This window comes from Nostoc sp. LEGE 12447 (assembly GCF_015206985.1).
Lineage (GTDB): Bacteria > Cyanobacteriota > Cyanobacteriia > Cyanobacteriales > Nostocaceae > Nostoc.
Genome location: NZ_JADEXT010000026.1, coordinates 19,999 through 36,569 on the forward strand (window position 1 = coordinate 19,999; position 16,571 = coordinate 36,569).

Below are 16,571 nucleotides of genomic sequence, written 5' to 3' on the forward strand. Positions count from 1 at the left end.
TACAGAAGAAAATGAAAGATAAGGAGTTAAATTATGCCATTTAAAATTAAAAGCATTCTCCCCGGAGCTTGGGAACTTACTAAGAATGAACAATACGAACTTTTTTCTCTCCAAGTCCCTACTGTATGGCAGCAAGTCGCTCAAGCTCTGGCGCAAAAACGTGTCAATTTGCAAGGTAGAGGTTATCCCGCCGTTCCCGTCTACTCCCTCGACCCGATTATCGCGGCGAGCTTTCCCAGAATCATTCAAACAGTACGTAATGGCTGGCAACGTCCCGGTGTACCTTGGATATTAGCAACAGAACGGGCTGACCTTTTCAACTTGCCTGACTTGATCAAAGATTGGTTGCGTGAGGAATTTAGCTACTGTTTAGGTGATGATGAAGTTGAATCTATTCTCGACCAACTGGATGATAATGCTTGGGAATGGAAGGATAAATCAACAGTTTATCCTTTGCAACTTCCACCAAATAACCCGTATGGCATAGACATTCGCTGGCAGGCGATACCTGATTATATGGCTGGGGAATTTCTCAAAAATCCACAGGTCACTTTCGGTTCCGATAATCAGTACCAACTAACTTTTTACCAAGTAGTAAACCTTAAGCAAGGAGCCGAACTAATATCATGGCCTCCTTATGAAGTTCCGCTAATTAAAAATAAAAAACAAGTTGGCAAAGTAAATATCTCATTTGTCATTCATTTCAAGTTGCAAACAGTTCCTTGGCGCAGTCAGCCAATGATTTATCATCAACTTTCGATTCGGCGATGGCTTACCGAAACTATAGAACGCCTACCTTATCGAGGCGTTACTTCTTTTGTTGGTGATAATCGACGGTGGTTAGATGGGAAAAAACAACCATTCCGCTTGATTCATATCCCTATTAAGCAAATTACAACGCAAGAAGGAAGAAAAGCAAGGTGGCCACTCGCTATTAGTGAATTACTGAAAATTAATGATTCTCCACTTCCTGAACCTGATAGTTTAGCTAGTGAGCCAGTTTATAATTGGTCTGTCTTTGGTGCTGCCCCGACTGGAATACAAGCTGCTATTGCTTATGACTCTCGACATTTGGGTGAATTTCCTTGTTTTCCTGGTGTGAGTCCGCTAGATTTAGCTAGTTTAGATAGTGCTATTCAAAATAAGATCGAGCAAGGAAATTTCCCAGTTCGCCGTATAGGTAAAACGATGAGAAAATCTGGTGAATCTTTACCTTTTTGGGAGCCTGGAAAGTCACAAAAAAAAGGTAGTCTAGAACCTAAAAATCCTGATGATTTATCTACGCCAATGTTGCGTCCAAAAATTGCTGCTCCTGCTACATTTCGACACCCTGAAAGCTCTCCTAATACCATCCTAATTTTGTGGGAAACCCAAAAATGTCGAGAGGCGCTAATTGCAGAAATTTGTAAATTACTTTCAATCTCACCTCAAGGAGAAACAATCACTTACGAAACTTTAACGGGGTTAACAAGAGAAGAAACTCTTTATCAAAATCAGGATATATGTCTGCGGATTATAACTCAGCACGTCTCAGACATAACAGCAAGACTAGATGTTGATAATCCTGAAGTTGAGGGCAATAACCGACAACAAAAACGCACTAATTTGATAGACAAGCGTATTCATCAGATTACCTCATATTTACCCTCACCAAAAGGATTAAGTGGTGCTTTAGTAGAAATTAAACCAAAGAAATATTTCTTTCCACCGGAGTCAGATTCAAAACTTGCTGTGCGAATTGGGGTAATGCAGGCTGGTTATGTCAATCAGCACATCCATGCTTTAACAACATCTGAAACAAATGGTCAAGAATACATTCCGAAAAAATCTCAAAATCGAGTCCAAAGGGCAGTATCAGACTTATTACGACAATTTGGAATTTTACCTGCTCCTCTCATCGACTTTGAAAAAGATGGCATAGATCCAAATATGTGGCTGACTTGTTTTTATGTTTTACGCCGCACTCGAAAAACAACAGCTAATAATCAAGCTTCTACTGTAGCGTTGATGGTACGAGTCAACCCAATCAAGGGAACGGTACAGGTCACTACCCCTACTTTCTTCGCTACACAAGGCTGGGTATCGTATTCAGCAGGGCTGGGATATTTACTCCGTGAAAAATGGGAACCTAATAGCTATGCTGATGAAACGACTGGTGATACTAGCGATGCACAACAGTCTAGTGATACCCAAAACGAACAGAAGTTTCTCAATAAATTTGTTACCGATTGCTTGCGTGATTGTTTAAGTACATCAATTGAAAAGGAAAAACCTCCCCATGTGCTGTTTATGGCTGAAGCCATAAATGCTCGTACAATGCTGACATGGTTACAAAATCCCCAACTACCAGCTAACAATTTACCCGATCAACTAAAACGGCACATGACAGAATCGGAAATAAATCGGCTTTCGGTTGTGCGGTTAAGAGTTCCAGGTAATGGTGAAGTTCCCGTTGCTATTGCTAAGGGTTCTCCTGGTAGCAGAACTAATGGTTTATTCTGCTGGCAGGATGTGTGCGATGATGAGGCAACAGCACTTTACCTCAGCATGAGGAAGCTGTTAAATACCGAGCAAGGTACAAATACATTACAACAGAAACAGTCTCGTCTGGATAATGGCGGTGTACAACCAGGCAATCCAAAACCATTAGAAATAGCTGTTATTCATCACCCAGGTCTTGAACGCGATAAGTTAGCTTGTTTTGTTCATAATCTTAGAGATCGATGGCCATATTTTGCTAATGAGGTTTCTTTACCGTTACCTTTTCCGTTTGCAACTTCAGCTAAACAATATGCTGTGAGTGCTAAAGATAGAGTGGAATCTGTTGACTTAGAAGAGGAGGACGAGGAGGAAGATTCTTCTGAATCTGTTGATTAAAGTGATGATAAACTACTGTCTATAGATTCTAGATAAAAACTGTAATTGGCATCAAAACAATCACTTGATTGTGGCGAACTACAAGTGTTGATAGCTTGAAAGCGGTTGTAAATTGTGTTGTAATTACGACTATATATTTGTACAACTTCTGATGCTTGTACTGAAACTGTTGTTCCAGAAGGAATACTGCTTAACACATTTGTTGCTTGTTTGATTTTTGCAAGTGCATCTTGCAGTCCAGCTAACGTGTAAGGCGTATTTTGAGCAATTCTCTCAACTTGTTTAGCTAATTTTTGCGCTTGTTTAAATTTTAAAACAGCGTTATCTTCAATTATTAGCCGTTTATTAATTGTAGTATAGTTAGCCTTATATTCTTGAAGCCGCTGTTGTTCTTGTGCATACAAAGGGGAATTTTTAGGCATTGTTCCTAAAAGCTTTATTGCCTGTTCAAGTTTATTGCTGGCTTGTTTCCAAGTTGTACTAGAATGTGGAGGGTTCTGTGTAATTTTTACTGCTTCCCAACTCAATTTTTTGGCATTTTCAATCGAATCAGATGCTTGGATTTCAGATGACAAACGCGCTGAAATTACAGCATAATTATTACGATATTGTTCAATTTTTGTTTTTGCATCTACGCTAACAAATGAATCTTCGGGAATCGACTCTAAGATAGTAATTGCTTCTTGCCATTTATTACTTGCTTCATTCCATACTGTTGCTGGGTGCGGTGGATTTTGCACCAAAATAGCTGCATCCATTGCTAACTGTTTTGTAGATTCAAACTTAGCTGCTGTATCTTCTTCTATTTGCAGTCGTTTTTCAACTGGATCGAGTTGCACGCGAAATTTACTAATATCCTGGTGTGCTGCAAGATATGCAGATGCAAATGAATTCGGAATTATTTCAACTGATGCAATTGCCTGTTTAATTTTGTCACGCATTAGTCTGATTTCATTAATATCTTTTGCTTGTGTTACATCACCTATGCTTGACATTAACGTTTGTGCATTCCAACGTACTTGCTCTTGAGAAAAACGCTTCCAACCAAACCAAACTCCAGGACTAATTAAAATTAAAATACTTGCAACAATTGCAGTTGTAATCTGAACAGATTTTCTTCGTTGTTGTCGCTGACACTGTTTCATCAATAGTGGATTTTTTAAACATTCCTGTGCTTCTTTTATTTTTCCTTCTCCTTCTTGAATTAAAGTTTCAATTTTTGGTTGTAGCTTTTGACAAAAACTTAAAATATCTAAAACTTTTTCGTTTTGACTATTAAAATCAATAAATAATTCATCTTTTGGGCTAAACTCTACTGCACAAATGCTGCCAAAAAGCAATAACAAACTTTCTAGTGTAGTAGATTTAATATAAGTAATTTTTCCTTTTTCAATTGTATTAATAATATTCTGGAAGTTTTTGTTTATTGATATTAAATCTTTCTGTACAATTTTGATTTGTTCAAGCTGGCATAACATGACACCTTGATTCCCAAAACTTAAACTGTTCTTGATTATACGACTCTTGGTTTTGACATCATTTTTAATATCGCTTATTGATTTATTTGAATGTATTTCTTCTAATGCGGTTATCAGTCCCGGATGTTGAGTGCATTCTTTTCCAAATGAAACAAGATACGCTAACTGTAGTATAGGCTTTTCAATAATTTGCTTTAAATTAATACATTTATTAATAATAGATTTTACAGATTCGTATTGAGAATTATTATATAAAATAATAACTCCGTTTTCATCCAAACCTAATGCCGTAATGGATTTACCAAGAACACCAATTAAGGCTTTAATAACATCAATATTTAATGGATTATTCGCTTGCTTGTTAATCTTTTTTGTAACTATATCTAGTTGTCTATATACGTTTCTCAATTGTACTTGTACTTGAGACATACGATGTAAATTTTGCTGCATTACAGGGAGACTATCAAAATTTAATCGCTTTTCTGCTGTTATTAAAACAGCAGAAACTTTTTCGTGTAATTGATCAATGCTAATTTTTGACTGTACTTGCGTAAGAATATGTAAAAAGCCTGCATCACTTAGACAAGTATCTATAAAATTTTGTAAAAACTTTGCAGGTGCTATTATATTTATAATTTTATGCTCATATTCTTCACATTCTTTAATAATATCTAATAACCTATACTGTTGATTTTCAATATAAATAATTATTTCGTTTTTATTATTAAATACTATTCGTGTAATCGCTGCACCAAATACTAAAAATAACGAATTTATAGTATGATGGCTAACCAAAAATTTTTTTGTATTATCAATTGAAGATGACAAACTGTTTAATTTATCTTTTATTTTGATTAAGCGCTCTAATGCAAGCATTGCTGTTGCTGCTTTGTCTTGCATTAATTCTGGTTGGCTAAAGCTAAAATCTAACCGAATGCTGAATGATAATTTGGATATTTGTGCAGCCAAAGACGGTAAATTTTGGGAATGTTTTTGAATTTCTGTATCGAAAATACTATCTGAAATCAGAAAACATTGAGAGCTAATCTCTTTTAGCCATGTACCTTGCTGAATAAAAATATCAATCGTCTGCACCAAATCCCAAAATATTTTCCGAACCTCCCGCAGATGGTTTTCATCGTGAATCGCTTCATCCAAAAAATCATGTCCAATTTCTAAAGCAATTTCTGAAGCTATTTGTGAGAGTATATTATCATCATCACTACCATTTTGACCAAGTAAAATTAAACCAACACCTACAACACCTTTTGTCAAACGAATAGCATCAATCCGTGCAATTTCTTCATCGAGTTTTTTTAGTGTAGGTGCTAACTCACCTTTTATATGATGCAAATCTAAAATCGTGTTAGAAATTATAATTAGTTGTTTTTCAATGACATCTGAATTATGGCAATCTAATGCCATCGAACTACCAAGCATCAAAGCCTTATTAAGTATTACATCAAGGTTGTTCATACGTTAGAACTAAAATATAATATATATTAATAGTTCATACTTTTTTATACATCAACAACCGTAATAACCCTGAATAAAACGCTGTTTAGCATAAATCAATAGCCGTCAAGCACCACATTTAAAGAACAGACTTAAGCAAAACTTATCAATCAACGAAAGAATCAGGATTTATATTTGTCAACTCCTTGATCTAAGCTGGTTGACAACCGGGAGTAGCACTGGAACAAAAATGCACTATTTAATTTGACACGATATTATTGTGATTATATTTACGCAGAAAGTTTTCCGGAAAAATCCACTTTAGACATAACTTGTGTGCGTATTGAATTCGCAGCCTTCTCTGCAATTTCTTCTCTATCAGAATCAGTAAGAACTACTGCAAGTAAGGATTTTAGAGCTTCTCGGTTAGATATAAACTCTTCATTGTATAAATCATCTTGCAACAAAGTAGCTTCCAAGTGAGGTATTAGCTCAGACGAAGGGGATAGCAACCGCTCTTTAATGCGTGCCCTTGCAGTTTCTGTTGCAGAAGTTGTACCTATACCTAAATCCCATGTTTCAATTATTAGCCTGACTTCGCGGTTGAGAGATACACGCAGCGTTGATAGGCGGCCAAATAAAGGAAGGTTGAGCATTAAAGGTGGTAATGCATTACCCCAATCCAAACCAGCGCCAATAGTGCAATTTGCTTCATCTTCGATGCAAACAGCCTCTTCGAGCCATCCTTCACCAAAAAGTAAATCTATAGCTTCTTGGGTTGTTATTGACTCGTTTGCCTCAAAATTATCCTTTTGCTGTTGATGATTCATAAATTTTTACCCGCTCGAACTTTATCTTCGTCTCAATACACCATACTCAAAGTAAACTAAATTCTCATATTCTTCTTCCGAACCGCAGTTCAACATGTTTTGTTTTTCGTAAAATCCTTCAGACCTTGGTAAGGAATGCAACCCAACTCTACCTTCATACCCTAACTCAACACTTCTAATTATTGCGAAATTTAACAGTGCTTGACCAACACCTTTGAATTGAGGTGGGCGTTGAATCTCGATTCGGTTAATGGGGGCAGTGGCAATGCCATCAATATAAACTAACCTCTTACCAATATTCAACCGAGAACCGTGCATTTGTGTTTCTATTATCATCAATCCTTGAGTTTTGTTTTCGCACTCAACTGCGTAACCTTCAAGATTTTGTTGATTGCCAATATATCTTAATTTAAATACCCAGTCCCAGTATTTATCTTCTTGACTAAATAACCTTAGTTTTTCGACCCACTCATTAACATAATCATCAACATGTCTTTGTTCTAAATCAACCAAATATGCTTCAACAGTTGTATTATCAAAACCCCTTTTTAATTCGATTTTTCGCTGCACCTAAAGCTCCTAATTGTCATTATCTGCAATCACTCTATTCGGCGGGCGAGTCAGTGTAAATTCCGAAATTCTTGAAAAGAATAAAATTACTAACTTACCGGATGATAAAATCCCGTATTTTCGTTAAATTCCCACCCAATACCGGATCTATCTTTGCCCTTACACCATGCTACAAAAAGCGGTGGGGGGAGTTTAATTCGCTCCTTGCGTACACTTTCTTCACTTACACCAAGCCTCTTGGCCAAACCTTCTTCAGTTAACGGTTGCATTCTGGGAGTATGCACTTTGAATGATGAATTATTGTAGTGCGATTTCTGTCCCCGCTTTTGTTGGTTGTTGAGATAGTCTTGAATTTTAATGATCGCCTCAGCCAACTGTGTCATTCGGGCATACATCTTCTCCACTTTTTGTTCTAAATTGGCGAGATTATCAATTGCTGTAGTTTGATTGCTATTAGATTCATTTGAAAACTCTGACTCGAGCTTATCAAGTCTTTCGCAAATAGCTCTTATCATTTCATTAGTAGAACTACTGTGATTTTTATTACTCTTAACTAAGTAATTCTCTATACTTGCCTTAATCTTTGAATCTAGGCGTTCGTCTAAATCGTTACCACTTATTGCATCAACCTTATCTTGGGAATCGCCTAAGTAGAGATCGATAAATTCGAGCAGCGTGGCTGTTGCTGTTGTGTCTTTCGAGTTGCAACAGGCGATAAACTGCTCCCACTTTCTTTGATCGCAGTTGAAAGATGCTAATTTTTTTTTACGCCCTGTATTGCTCATGTTCAGGTGTCATCTAGGTAAACTGGGACTGGCCACGCCTATTAAATCGTGTAATTCATCATGATGAATTACCTTGATGTTATCATCGCCAAATGCATCAGCGCATTTTTCAAGCGATGGCTTTTATGAAGAGATGCTACTGCCAACGGCTACCATTGGCAATCAAAAATTATCTCAGGCTTAAACACTTGCAGGATTGCTTTATCTAATTTTTGCTCATCGAAACAGTGCTGAGTACCTAGTTAGATTGCTGAGTAAGAAAGCAATAATTGCATCCAGTACAGTCAGTCTGTACCCCTACGGGGATCTTGCTACGCATACGTCTCTAAAAGTTGCCCCTGCTTTTAAGCCCTGGTGTCCATTAAATAATTAGTTGTCAGTTTTAAATAATTAGTGTCCAAACGCATCGGAAAAAAGTTTGAGTTTTTGGGGAGCAAGTTTTACCCGTCCGTTTTTTGAAGAATTTTTTATAGAGGAATCAAACCACTCTCAAAAAATAAACTGAAAATGACTCTATAGTTTTATGGCGTGATAGCGATTAAATAGCGGGCTATTCCGATAAGCTTGATTTGGTATGAAAGCAACAGAAGCAGGGAAGAATTTTGTACAAGTTTCTTAAAATAAGCACCTTTGCCCGTTTTCTTTAACCCAAACCTACACCTGTAATATTTCTGTAGTGAACTGTTAGGAGTATGCTCTTTATCCGGTTTTATTACTTGTTAACTATAAAGTCATTTTCAGTTTATTTTTTTCACCGATTTTTAGGTTTTTCTTTTAAAGGTGTATTTTTAGGGGGAACCACAAAAAAAGATACCAGCCGTGTTCTTAATTGCTTGTTGTGTGCCGTGGATCTGGTGGATCTTACTTTCGTATCTTTATGAGCGGGTAAGTGCCTTACTACCCAAATCGGGAAAATTGACTTGCATGAAGTGTTCGCCCAAAAGCCAAGATATTTAACTCCAGAGAAAGAAGAGATAGAGGTAAGATGAATTGTGGCAAAAATCAAATTGGAAGTCTTGTATTTTTGCGAAATTAGAGAATATAGAATATAATCTACACTAAGCCTATAGAATTACTGTTTTTTAGATTCTCTGTTAACAGGAGAAATCACAATGACATTAGCCCAAAACATTAGTATCCAAAACAATAATAGCGGAAATTATCATTCTTTGTAGAAAGGATTAAAAGCCTGAACATTTGTGTAAAAACGGCTGTGGTGGCTGGCATATTAATGTTCATACGACTGTTTTACGAATTATGCTGCTGAGTTTTGCTAGTCTGGAATTTTTATATATGAATGATTCTGGGCGGAATGGCACGCTTGTTAAGCTGAAACCTCCTTGCTGGCAGGGTGTGGGAGGTGTGGGAGGACGGGGAAGAAGTCTTACCCCCCACACTCCCCACACTCAAAAATCTTGTTAGATCAAGGCTTTGCGATTAACAAGCGTGCCATTCGGCTCTGGGCGGAAGTTAACTCAAGTTTTCTAGAAAAATACTGTTTTAAAACAAGAATGACTATATTAACAAGCTTACGGGCTGTATCCTACTTAGCTCCTAATTGGTTCGGATTATATCAGGCGATCACAGCTTATTTGGGTCGTGTTTTACAAGTAGAAATCCAACTACATCAAGGTGAATGCGATCCCCTCCAAGACCCTCTATTATTTCAAGACCAAATAGACCTAGCTTTTATTTGTGGATTACCACTAATTCGTTACAGTCAAGAAGTTATAGACCAATTGCAGACATTGGTTGCACCTGTAATGCAGGCATCCCGGTATGGCAACAGTCCTATTTACTATGCAGATGTAATTGTCAAGGCTGATAGTAATATCAAAAAATTTGCCGATTTGTCAGGGAAAACATTTTGCTATAACGACCCTGGTTCTAACAGTGGTTATAATTTACTTCGTCACTGGTTAAGTCAAGAAAAATATCCGCAAAATTTCTTTGGAAAAACTATAGAATCAGGTTTTCATCAACGTTCAATTCGCTGGGTAGTTGAGGGGCTGGCGGATTGTGCAGCCATTGACAGTGTAGTGTTAGAACAAGAATTACGCGATATTCCAGAATTATCACAGCATTTGCGTGTGCTGGAAGTGATCGGCCCTTCTCCTATGCCACCATTGGTTGTAGCACAGCGTCTAAGTATCCCTTTAATTCAGAAAATGCTGATTAGCTTACTCCAACCAGATGCAGAGTTGCAAGGAGTTATGGAACAATTTGGTATTAGACGTTTTGCCGCAGTGAAGCTAGAAAATTATCGGGTACTCAACCAGATTTACTGCGAACGCTCTTTTGTCAGTTTGTCTAGTTAACCCTGTTTTCTCACTCTTGGGAAAGAATAATCGAAGCAAGGTTCTGAAACTTTTATTGATTCAAGCTTTGAGGGAAGAGAAGAAAAACAGCCTTGCTGAATTCAGCAACACCATAACTTTTATATCAGGCGGTAATGCCATAAACCCAACTCTGCTTTTGTGTCCATAACACAGCATCATGATAAATTTGCTCAAATAAAACTCGCTGTGCATGACTCCCTCCAATCTCATGCAAGCGTGGTAAAACCAATTTGAGTTCGGTAACAGCGGTGTTAAAGTCACCTTTGGCATGAGCTACCATACCTCTAGCTGCCGGAATTGCTACTTCTAACCAACTCCTTTGCAAGAAGGGATTGATATTCAAGGCATGATACTGCATACTCTGAAGCATCTGGTTTACCCAACCAGTATGTCCGGCTTTAGCAAGGGCATAGACATAATGCAAATCTTGGAATGCTAAAGCGTGTTCATCAATACGGCTGTAAAGATAAGGAATGATACTTTGCCAACGGTTTCCGACATTTACCCCACGTAATTCCAGGCGTAATAATAGTGAAATTGCCCCTACTTGGTCTTTGGGAGATTGTTTATTTGCACGTTCCCAAATTTGGGTATCGTATAGTGAAACAACTTTTTGGTAGTTTTCTTGCTCCAAATAATACAGTGCAATATGCCACCAGTTGTGGCTATAAAGCATAGAATTGCAATTTTCCCAAGTGTCTGCAAAACTCTCCATCCAAGCTATACCCTCATTGACTCTTCCTTGAGTTTCCATTACATGAGCTAAAGCATGGTGCGCCCAGGGATCATATCTATTTAAGGCGATCGCCTGACGTGCCATTTTTTCTGCTGCTTTAAGAAGGTGACATTGTTCTAAGCCAAAAGCTACCATGCCATATAAATAATCTTGTTGGGGATTGCTAGGTAAAACTTTCTGGGCTATTTTTAGTAATTTTTCTTTGTTGCCTGTATAAAAATAGTGATACTGCCCCTGCTGGACTGATATTAAATCACGGGGAAATTTGTTGGTAATCTCTTCATGAAAACTGATCGCTAAATCAATCTCTTGATTTGCCCAAGCTAAAATTGCCTGCACATATAATTTTTCTCTGTCAGTAATCTTGGCTAAATTCCGTTGTGCTACTTGCAAATATGGTTGCACTTGCTGCCAAGCTTTGCTGTTTTCTTGGGTAAGATAATAAGCCGCTGCATAAGCATGAGCTAAAGCACAAGTTGGATCAGCCTCAATTGCTTGGAAAATCGCTGTTTCTGCATCTTGACCATAACAAAGCGCTTGATCAATGAAACGGTTAATAGCTGCGATCGCCTGGGCTGAATCTGTCGTCACTACCAGTCCTTGTGCATCTTTAAGCATGATTAATTAATTCCTTGCAGCAAGATTTATGGAGGATATTTTAAACCCCGGTAAACCTATCGAAATAATGTACTATGACCAAAAGTATGTCACAGCCTCCACAAAACTGCAAGTTTTAACTACTGCAAATTGATAAACTTACCGTATTAATTTTTGTAAAAGTATTACTTATCGAGTCTCAATCTTTCATCGACCTTATCTAAATCATCACCACCAATTGCATCAAGGTTATCTAGCTAAAGTTCAATAAATTGTGTGAGCGTGCCTGTTGAACTAGTGAAGCCCCCTTGAATTTTGACGCGAACCTGGAATAATCAACTTTTGGACAGCACGGCGTTTAGTTTCTTCACCTCGACGGTCATATCTGGCAGTCTGGTCACTGTGAGCGTGTCCAGCTAACCTTTGAACTGTAGAAATATCTTCACCAGCATCGAGCAGATCGGAGATGAAAGTTCTACGGAAATCGTGAGCGGAGAAATTAGTTACTCCCGCCTCTAAACCACGTTTTTGCAAGATGAACAGCACTGCTTGAGAGGTAAGCCGTCGTCGTACTATCCTTGAGCCTCTGTTGACATGACACAGCAAGGGGCCTGCCTCGTAGTCTCGAAGCGATAACCAGTCCAAGACGACAGTAAGAGCAGCATCGGGTAAGTACACAGTCCGGTCTTTACCACCTTTGCCACCGCGCACTTCTATTGCCCCAGTATTCAGGTCAAGGTTGCTCAAGTCTAAATTCACAACTTCAGAGCGGCGGACTCCAGATCCACGGAGTATTGCAAATATTGCAGCATCTCTGTAACCAGTGGGGGTAGGGTCATCAAAGCAGGTTTGCATCAATTGGGCGATTTCTTCTGCCGTGAGGACACGTCCCCGCAATTGCTTGGTGACTTTAACGTTGGGAATGTCTACAGCACGAGCAAAATCAACAGCATCCATTATCTCTAACCGCAAGGCTTCTTTTAAAACTCGCCGCAAAGCACACAGCACTTTGTTGACATAAGCTGGTGCATATTTTTCGCTCAACACAGAGCGGACTGCTGCCGTATGTTTGTAACGCAGTGCTGCCCAGTTCAGGGTCATCGCATCACAACTCGAGTTGGTTAACAATTGCGCGATCGCATTGAGAGCTTGGCGCATTGTGGGGCGGGAACCAGGGGAAAGGGTTGCCAAATAGACGGCAGCGGGATGTTCGATTAGCGGGATGGGAGAAGGCAGAGCGAGAGGAGAAGGTGTGCTGTTTTCAAGGGTTTGATGCATTTACTTATCGGAACGTTCATTCTTATAAGCAAGATTCTGATAAGTAATTGTCTCATAATTGCGTGCTAAGGCGATCGCTCTTTCTTATCCCTCCATCGGCAACACCTCTTCACTTAGCAAGCTGTAAAATTCAGGAACTTGAGCTTCCACAAGTCGCAGTTCATTTGCGGCGATCGCTTCAAGTTCCAGCACCGTCTCCCAGCGCAAATCCTCAACCCATCGCTTAAGGATGCCTTTAATCGCGTCAACCCCCTGCTTAATACCAGAGCGAAGTATTTCTACGCAGTGGAGTAGCGTAATGCGATCGGTTGGGGGCGACTCAAATTCGGTAGTATCCTCCCCTTGGCAATGGGAGTTCCCTATAGCATTAGGGGGGGGTGTGGATACGGCCTGCTGATTGGGGTTTACACTATACGCAGCAGGGGTTTGAGCAGCATAATAGGTTCGATTTTCTTTTTGATTACGCTTTTCCACGCGATGAGCAATCACATGCATTGCAAATTCTAATTCCTCTTTAGATAAAGAGAAAAGTTTCACCTGTTGACCCCGTTTACCTTGCTTGCGGAAAGTCAGCTTTAGCCCCAGCTGCTCTATAAGAGTGCCTAGCAACCAAATAGGTTTACAGTCTAGGGGAATAGTAAACCCAAGAATTGCTTTGACGTGAGCAGCGCAGTTTTTAGCGATCTCCGTCATCTTGAGCAAAGTGGGGTCATCGGCGGTAACTTCATCACCCTTCATTAAAGAAGTGAGAATTTGATGCAGTCCCAGGTTAAATCTAGCCAGCCACCGTGCCGAGTAATTGCCCCAGTCGATGCACAAAGGTAGATTGTCGCGCTCGGTGCGGTCTTTTTGGGTGACAATTGTTGGTGGGGTAGGATAACTTTGCCCAGTTTTGGGGTCAGTAAACGATTCTTCGGGTGGGGCTAAAATTGCCTCAAGTCCAGCTAGGGCTCTAATTAAGCGACCACCTTTATCCATTTCTACGAGTGATTCGGTTACTTCGATGCCGTAAGAATCAGAAATGCGGAATTTTTCGCATTCAAAAATTTCATTAGGGTCAAGGTAATCTTTGCTCTGACGGGCACGGTACTCGCTCAAAGTAATATTCTTGGCCTTGGCAACAGCCGAATTGTGGGCACGATCCAAAGCTTGTGCTGCTGCTTTAAGACTTTCAAGAGATTGAGGATCTGAATCACTGCCCACATATATAAATGTATTGCCCATTTCGGTGAGGAGCGATCGCAAATCATCGCGCAGATTATTCAGAGAATAGTGGCGGTTAGCCATAATTTGGCAGTAAGCCTCAAGCGCCCAATCTTTCTCCGCTCCCCGCTTACCCGTTTCTCTGTCAATTCGCAACAGAAAAGCGGTCATTTCATTGGTTTGGAGCAAGCGCTCTTTAATCTTGGATGCGTTTGTATCCTTGTAACCAAAGGGAGGACGCGGAGCCACCCAAATATGAAACGGGACTTTTGGACGATAACGGTACAGTTGCTGGGCGCATTCAGTAGCAGTTTGGGAAACGCCGTGAAACACACCAAATACTAAGTCAAAATGATACTGGGAAATATCGACACCAGTACCGAGACTGGGAGAGGTGAACAAGGCATCAAAGTTTTTGACGGCGTTGGTGATATCTTTGATGAAAGCGACATTCTCATCACTGCCAGAATTATCGGAATGAACCGACCAAATGCGCCATTTTTGAGGTGTATGTGATTGTTCAGAATCCGCTGATTCTTCGCATTTGATAGTAAAGGATTTGTCGAGTTTTTTGATGAAACGCTTACTGTCACTGGCAACCATAACTTTTTCTCCAAGCATCAGCGCTGCCGAGATTTGGGCGACTAGGGCGCTAGAATTATCCCCCTCGTACCAATAAATTGTGCGTGAACCGTTTCGCCATTCGTTTTTGATAATGTACGGGACTTCACCTTTTGGTCGCATTGCAAGAAAGAAGTTTACCGTTAAATCATCCATGTGTGCATCAGCGATGACGACCAGTGGCGCATTGTATACTATATATTCCAGTACCTCCAAAATGGCGGCGCGATGTTGTTTGCAAGTATTACTGTGCAGTAGGTGGGTAAGGTATTGGCAGGCTTCATCTATAAATATGCAGCCGTAGGTGAGAGACTGAGTATTGAGTTTGTGCAAGCTGTCAATAGTAATACTAAGAGCTTGAGCCTGGGCTAAACCTGTGTAACCCAAGTCGGAATACATCGCCGTCCGCAAGCGTTCGGCAAGATTTTTCAACAAGTTAACCCGATGTCCATTGTTGAGGAATCTGGCATCAGGATTTTGGTCACGCCACCAGCGCATAAGTTCAGTTTTACCAGTGCCCATGTCGCTCCAGAGTACGACTAGTCCTGATTTTGGGAAATTGAAGGTAGGGGATTTCTTCGATTTGTCTGAATCAACTCCGCCAGAATCCGTAGACTCCTTGTTTCTTTGATGTCCTTTTATAGATGGCGTGAAAAGTTGTTCCTTTTCAAGATCATAAAGCTCAGGCACTCTCAAGCATTTTTCTTCAAGTTCAGGAATGCACAAAGCCTCAGAGAGATACTTGATATTAATAGTGACATCTGGTTTGTATTTACTTAGTCCCCATTTTTTAGCCCGATACGAGCGTTGGTAATCGGCAAGTGATTTGGCATCGTCTACGATCGCAGTCAGTAGAGCATCAGCATTTTCACCGCGACCAACCACAAAATCATCAACGCCTTTTTCTGGCCCCGGCAGTAATGCAACTTCACATTCACAACCTGCCGATTCGATTGCCTTTGCAGTGCGGACAGTGGCTTGAAACACCGACCACCTGGTTTTAGAAGAAGTTTCGTGGTCAAAAAGAATTATGAAATTGCGTCCCGGTTGTGCCAAGGGCATTAAATCTGGATGCAACCGTTCATCAAAATCCCGTCTTCCGACGCGCCCGTTCCAAATTCCCGGAAGCGCGATCGCTACAAACCCCAGACTCAGCAAGCAAGCGGCTTTCTTCTCCCCTTCGCATAAGATAATAGGAATCTCTGGATGCTGTTTCACCCACTCCCAAAATATTAGTGGATTGAGTTGATCCAGCAAGCGCAATGCTAAAAGTGAATGATAGCGCTTAATTAAATAACGCTTTGCAACTTTGTCCCAGATGGGGTTAGCGACATCAAAATAGGTAACGCGGTTGGGGGTTTTGGGGGGTGATTCGTACTTAACTGGCTTGCCTTTTTCCCAATCAATGCGAGGGAAGTTCGGCTTAATCCGCCCCCACTCCATCGGTTGCCAGTTTTTAAAGGGGTCAAGTGACTGAATCCACGTCCCACCCAGTAATAGATGCTGATACATTTTGATGTATCCATCTGTTACCCGACCCGCATTCTTACGTGGGATTTTATCAGATATGAACAGGAAATCATAAACTGATTCTCCCTCAACATGGAAAAAGTTGCGCTCAATCAACGCCGGATGAATGGCGCTGCCCACCGCTAATTCATGATACTCGGCGGCAGTGAGATAATTGGGGTATTCACAAATGTTACCTGGCAACACTTGATCCCCAACGCCCATCTCTTCTGGGCATTGGTTATTTTGCACGGTAGATTCCTCCGATAACTTTATTGTCAAGTTTCAGAGGG

The 16,571-nt window shown here is 40.1% G+C and carries 10 protein-coding genes; 3 read left to right on the plus strand and 7 right to left on the minus strand.

The genetic code is table 11. The features are described 5' to 3' along the window. Positions 1–33 precede the first annotated feature (33 nt). Positions 34–2,877, plus strand: a complete 2,844-nt coding sequence (locus IQ274_RS23255; RefSeq protein ID WP_194143549.1) for a pPIWI_RE module domain-containing protein — start codon at positions 34–36, stop codon at positions 2,875–2,877. On the opposite strand, the gene IQ274_RS23260 is transcribed toward IQ274_RS23255, so the two are convergent. The 4 genes from IQ274_RS23260 to IQ274_RS23275 form a co-directional block, all read right to left on the minus strand. After that, the gene (locus IQ274_RS23260; RefSeq protein ID WP_194143550.1) at positions 2,874–5,831 is read right to left on the minus strand and encodes a hypothetical protein; all 2,958 of its coding nucleotides are present in this window, start codon (positions 5,829–5,831) and stop codon (positions 2,874–2,876) included. The genes IQ274_RS23255 and IQ274_RS23260 overlap by 4 nt on opposite strands. 269 nt (positions 5,832–6,100) lie before the next feature. Then, complete coding sequence (locus IQ274_RS23265) at positions 6,101–6,640, minus strand: hypothetical protein (protein ID WP_163939226.1); 540 nt, start codon at positions 6,638–6,640, stop codon at positions 6,101–6,103. Positions 6,641–6,661: 21 nt separating this feature from the next. Then, positions 6,662–7,210, minus strand: a complete 549-nt coding sequence (locus IQ274_RS23270; protein WP_194143551.1) for a GNAT family N-acetyltransferase — start codon at positions 7,208–7,210, stop codon at positions 6,662–6,664. 89 nt (positions 7,211–7,299) lie between these two features. Continuing rightward, positions 7,300–7,995 (minus strand): hypothetical protein, encoded by a 696-nt coding sequence (locus IQ274_RS23275; protein ID WP_194143552.1) that lies wholly within the window; start codon positions 7,993–7,995, stop codon positions 7,300–7,302. 1,257 nt (positions 7,996–9,252) lie between these two features. Between IQ274_RS23275 and IQ274_RS23280 the strand changes: the two genes are divergently transcribed. Both IQ274_RS23280 and IQ274_RS23285 read left to right on the plus strand, forming a co-directional pair. Then, positions 9,253–9,417 (plus strand): hypothetical protein, encoded by a 165-nt coding sequence (locus IQ274_RS23280; protein WP_194143553.1) that lies wholly within the window; start codon positions 9,253–9,255, stop codon positions 9,415–9,417. Between the two features lie 89 nt (positions 9,418–9,506). Next, positions 9,507–10,313, plus strand: a complete 807-nt coding sequence (locus IQ274_RS23285; protein ID WP_194143554.1) for a phosphate/phosphite/phosphonate ABC transporter substrate-binding protein — start codon at positions 9,507–9,509, stop codon at positions 10,311–10,313. 124 nt (positions 10,314–10,437) lie between these two features. Here the strand turns inward: IQ274_RS23285 and IQ274_RS23290 are convergent, their stop codons facing one another. The 3 genes from IQ274_RS23290 to IQ274_RS23300 form a co-directional block, all read right to left on the minus strand. Next, entirely contained in the window at positions 10,438–11,688 is a 1,251-nt protein-coding gene (locus IQ274_RS23290) for a tetratricopeptide repeat protein (RefSeq protein WP_194143555.1), read from the minus strand. Positions 11,689–11,961: 273 nt separating this feature from the next. Continuing rightward, on the minus strand, positions 11,962–12,945 hold the full coding sequence (locus IQ274_RS23295) for a tyrosine-type recombinase/integrase (RefSeq protein WP_194143556.1): 984 nt from the start codon (positions 12,943–12,945) through the stop codon (positions 11,962–11,964). An 84-nt stretch (positions 12,946–13,029) separates the two neighbouring features. Next, on the minus strand, positions 13,030–16,530 hold the full coding sequence (locus IQ274_RS23300) for a plasmid replication protein, CyRepA1 family (protein ID WP_194143557.1): 3,501 nt from the start codon (positions 16,528–16,530) through the stop codon (positions 13,030–13,032). Positions 16,531–16,571: the final 41 nt, after the last annotated feature.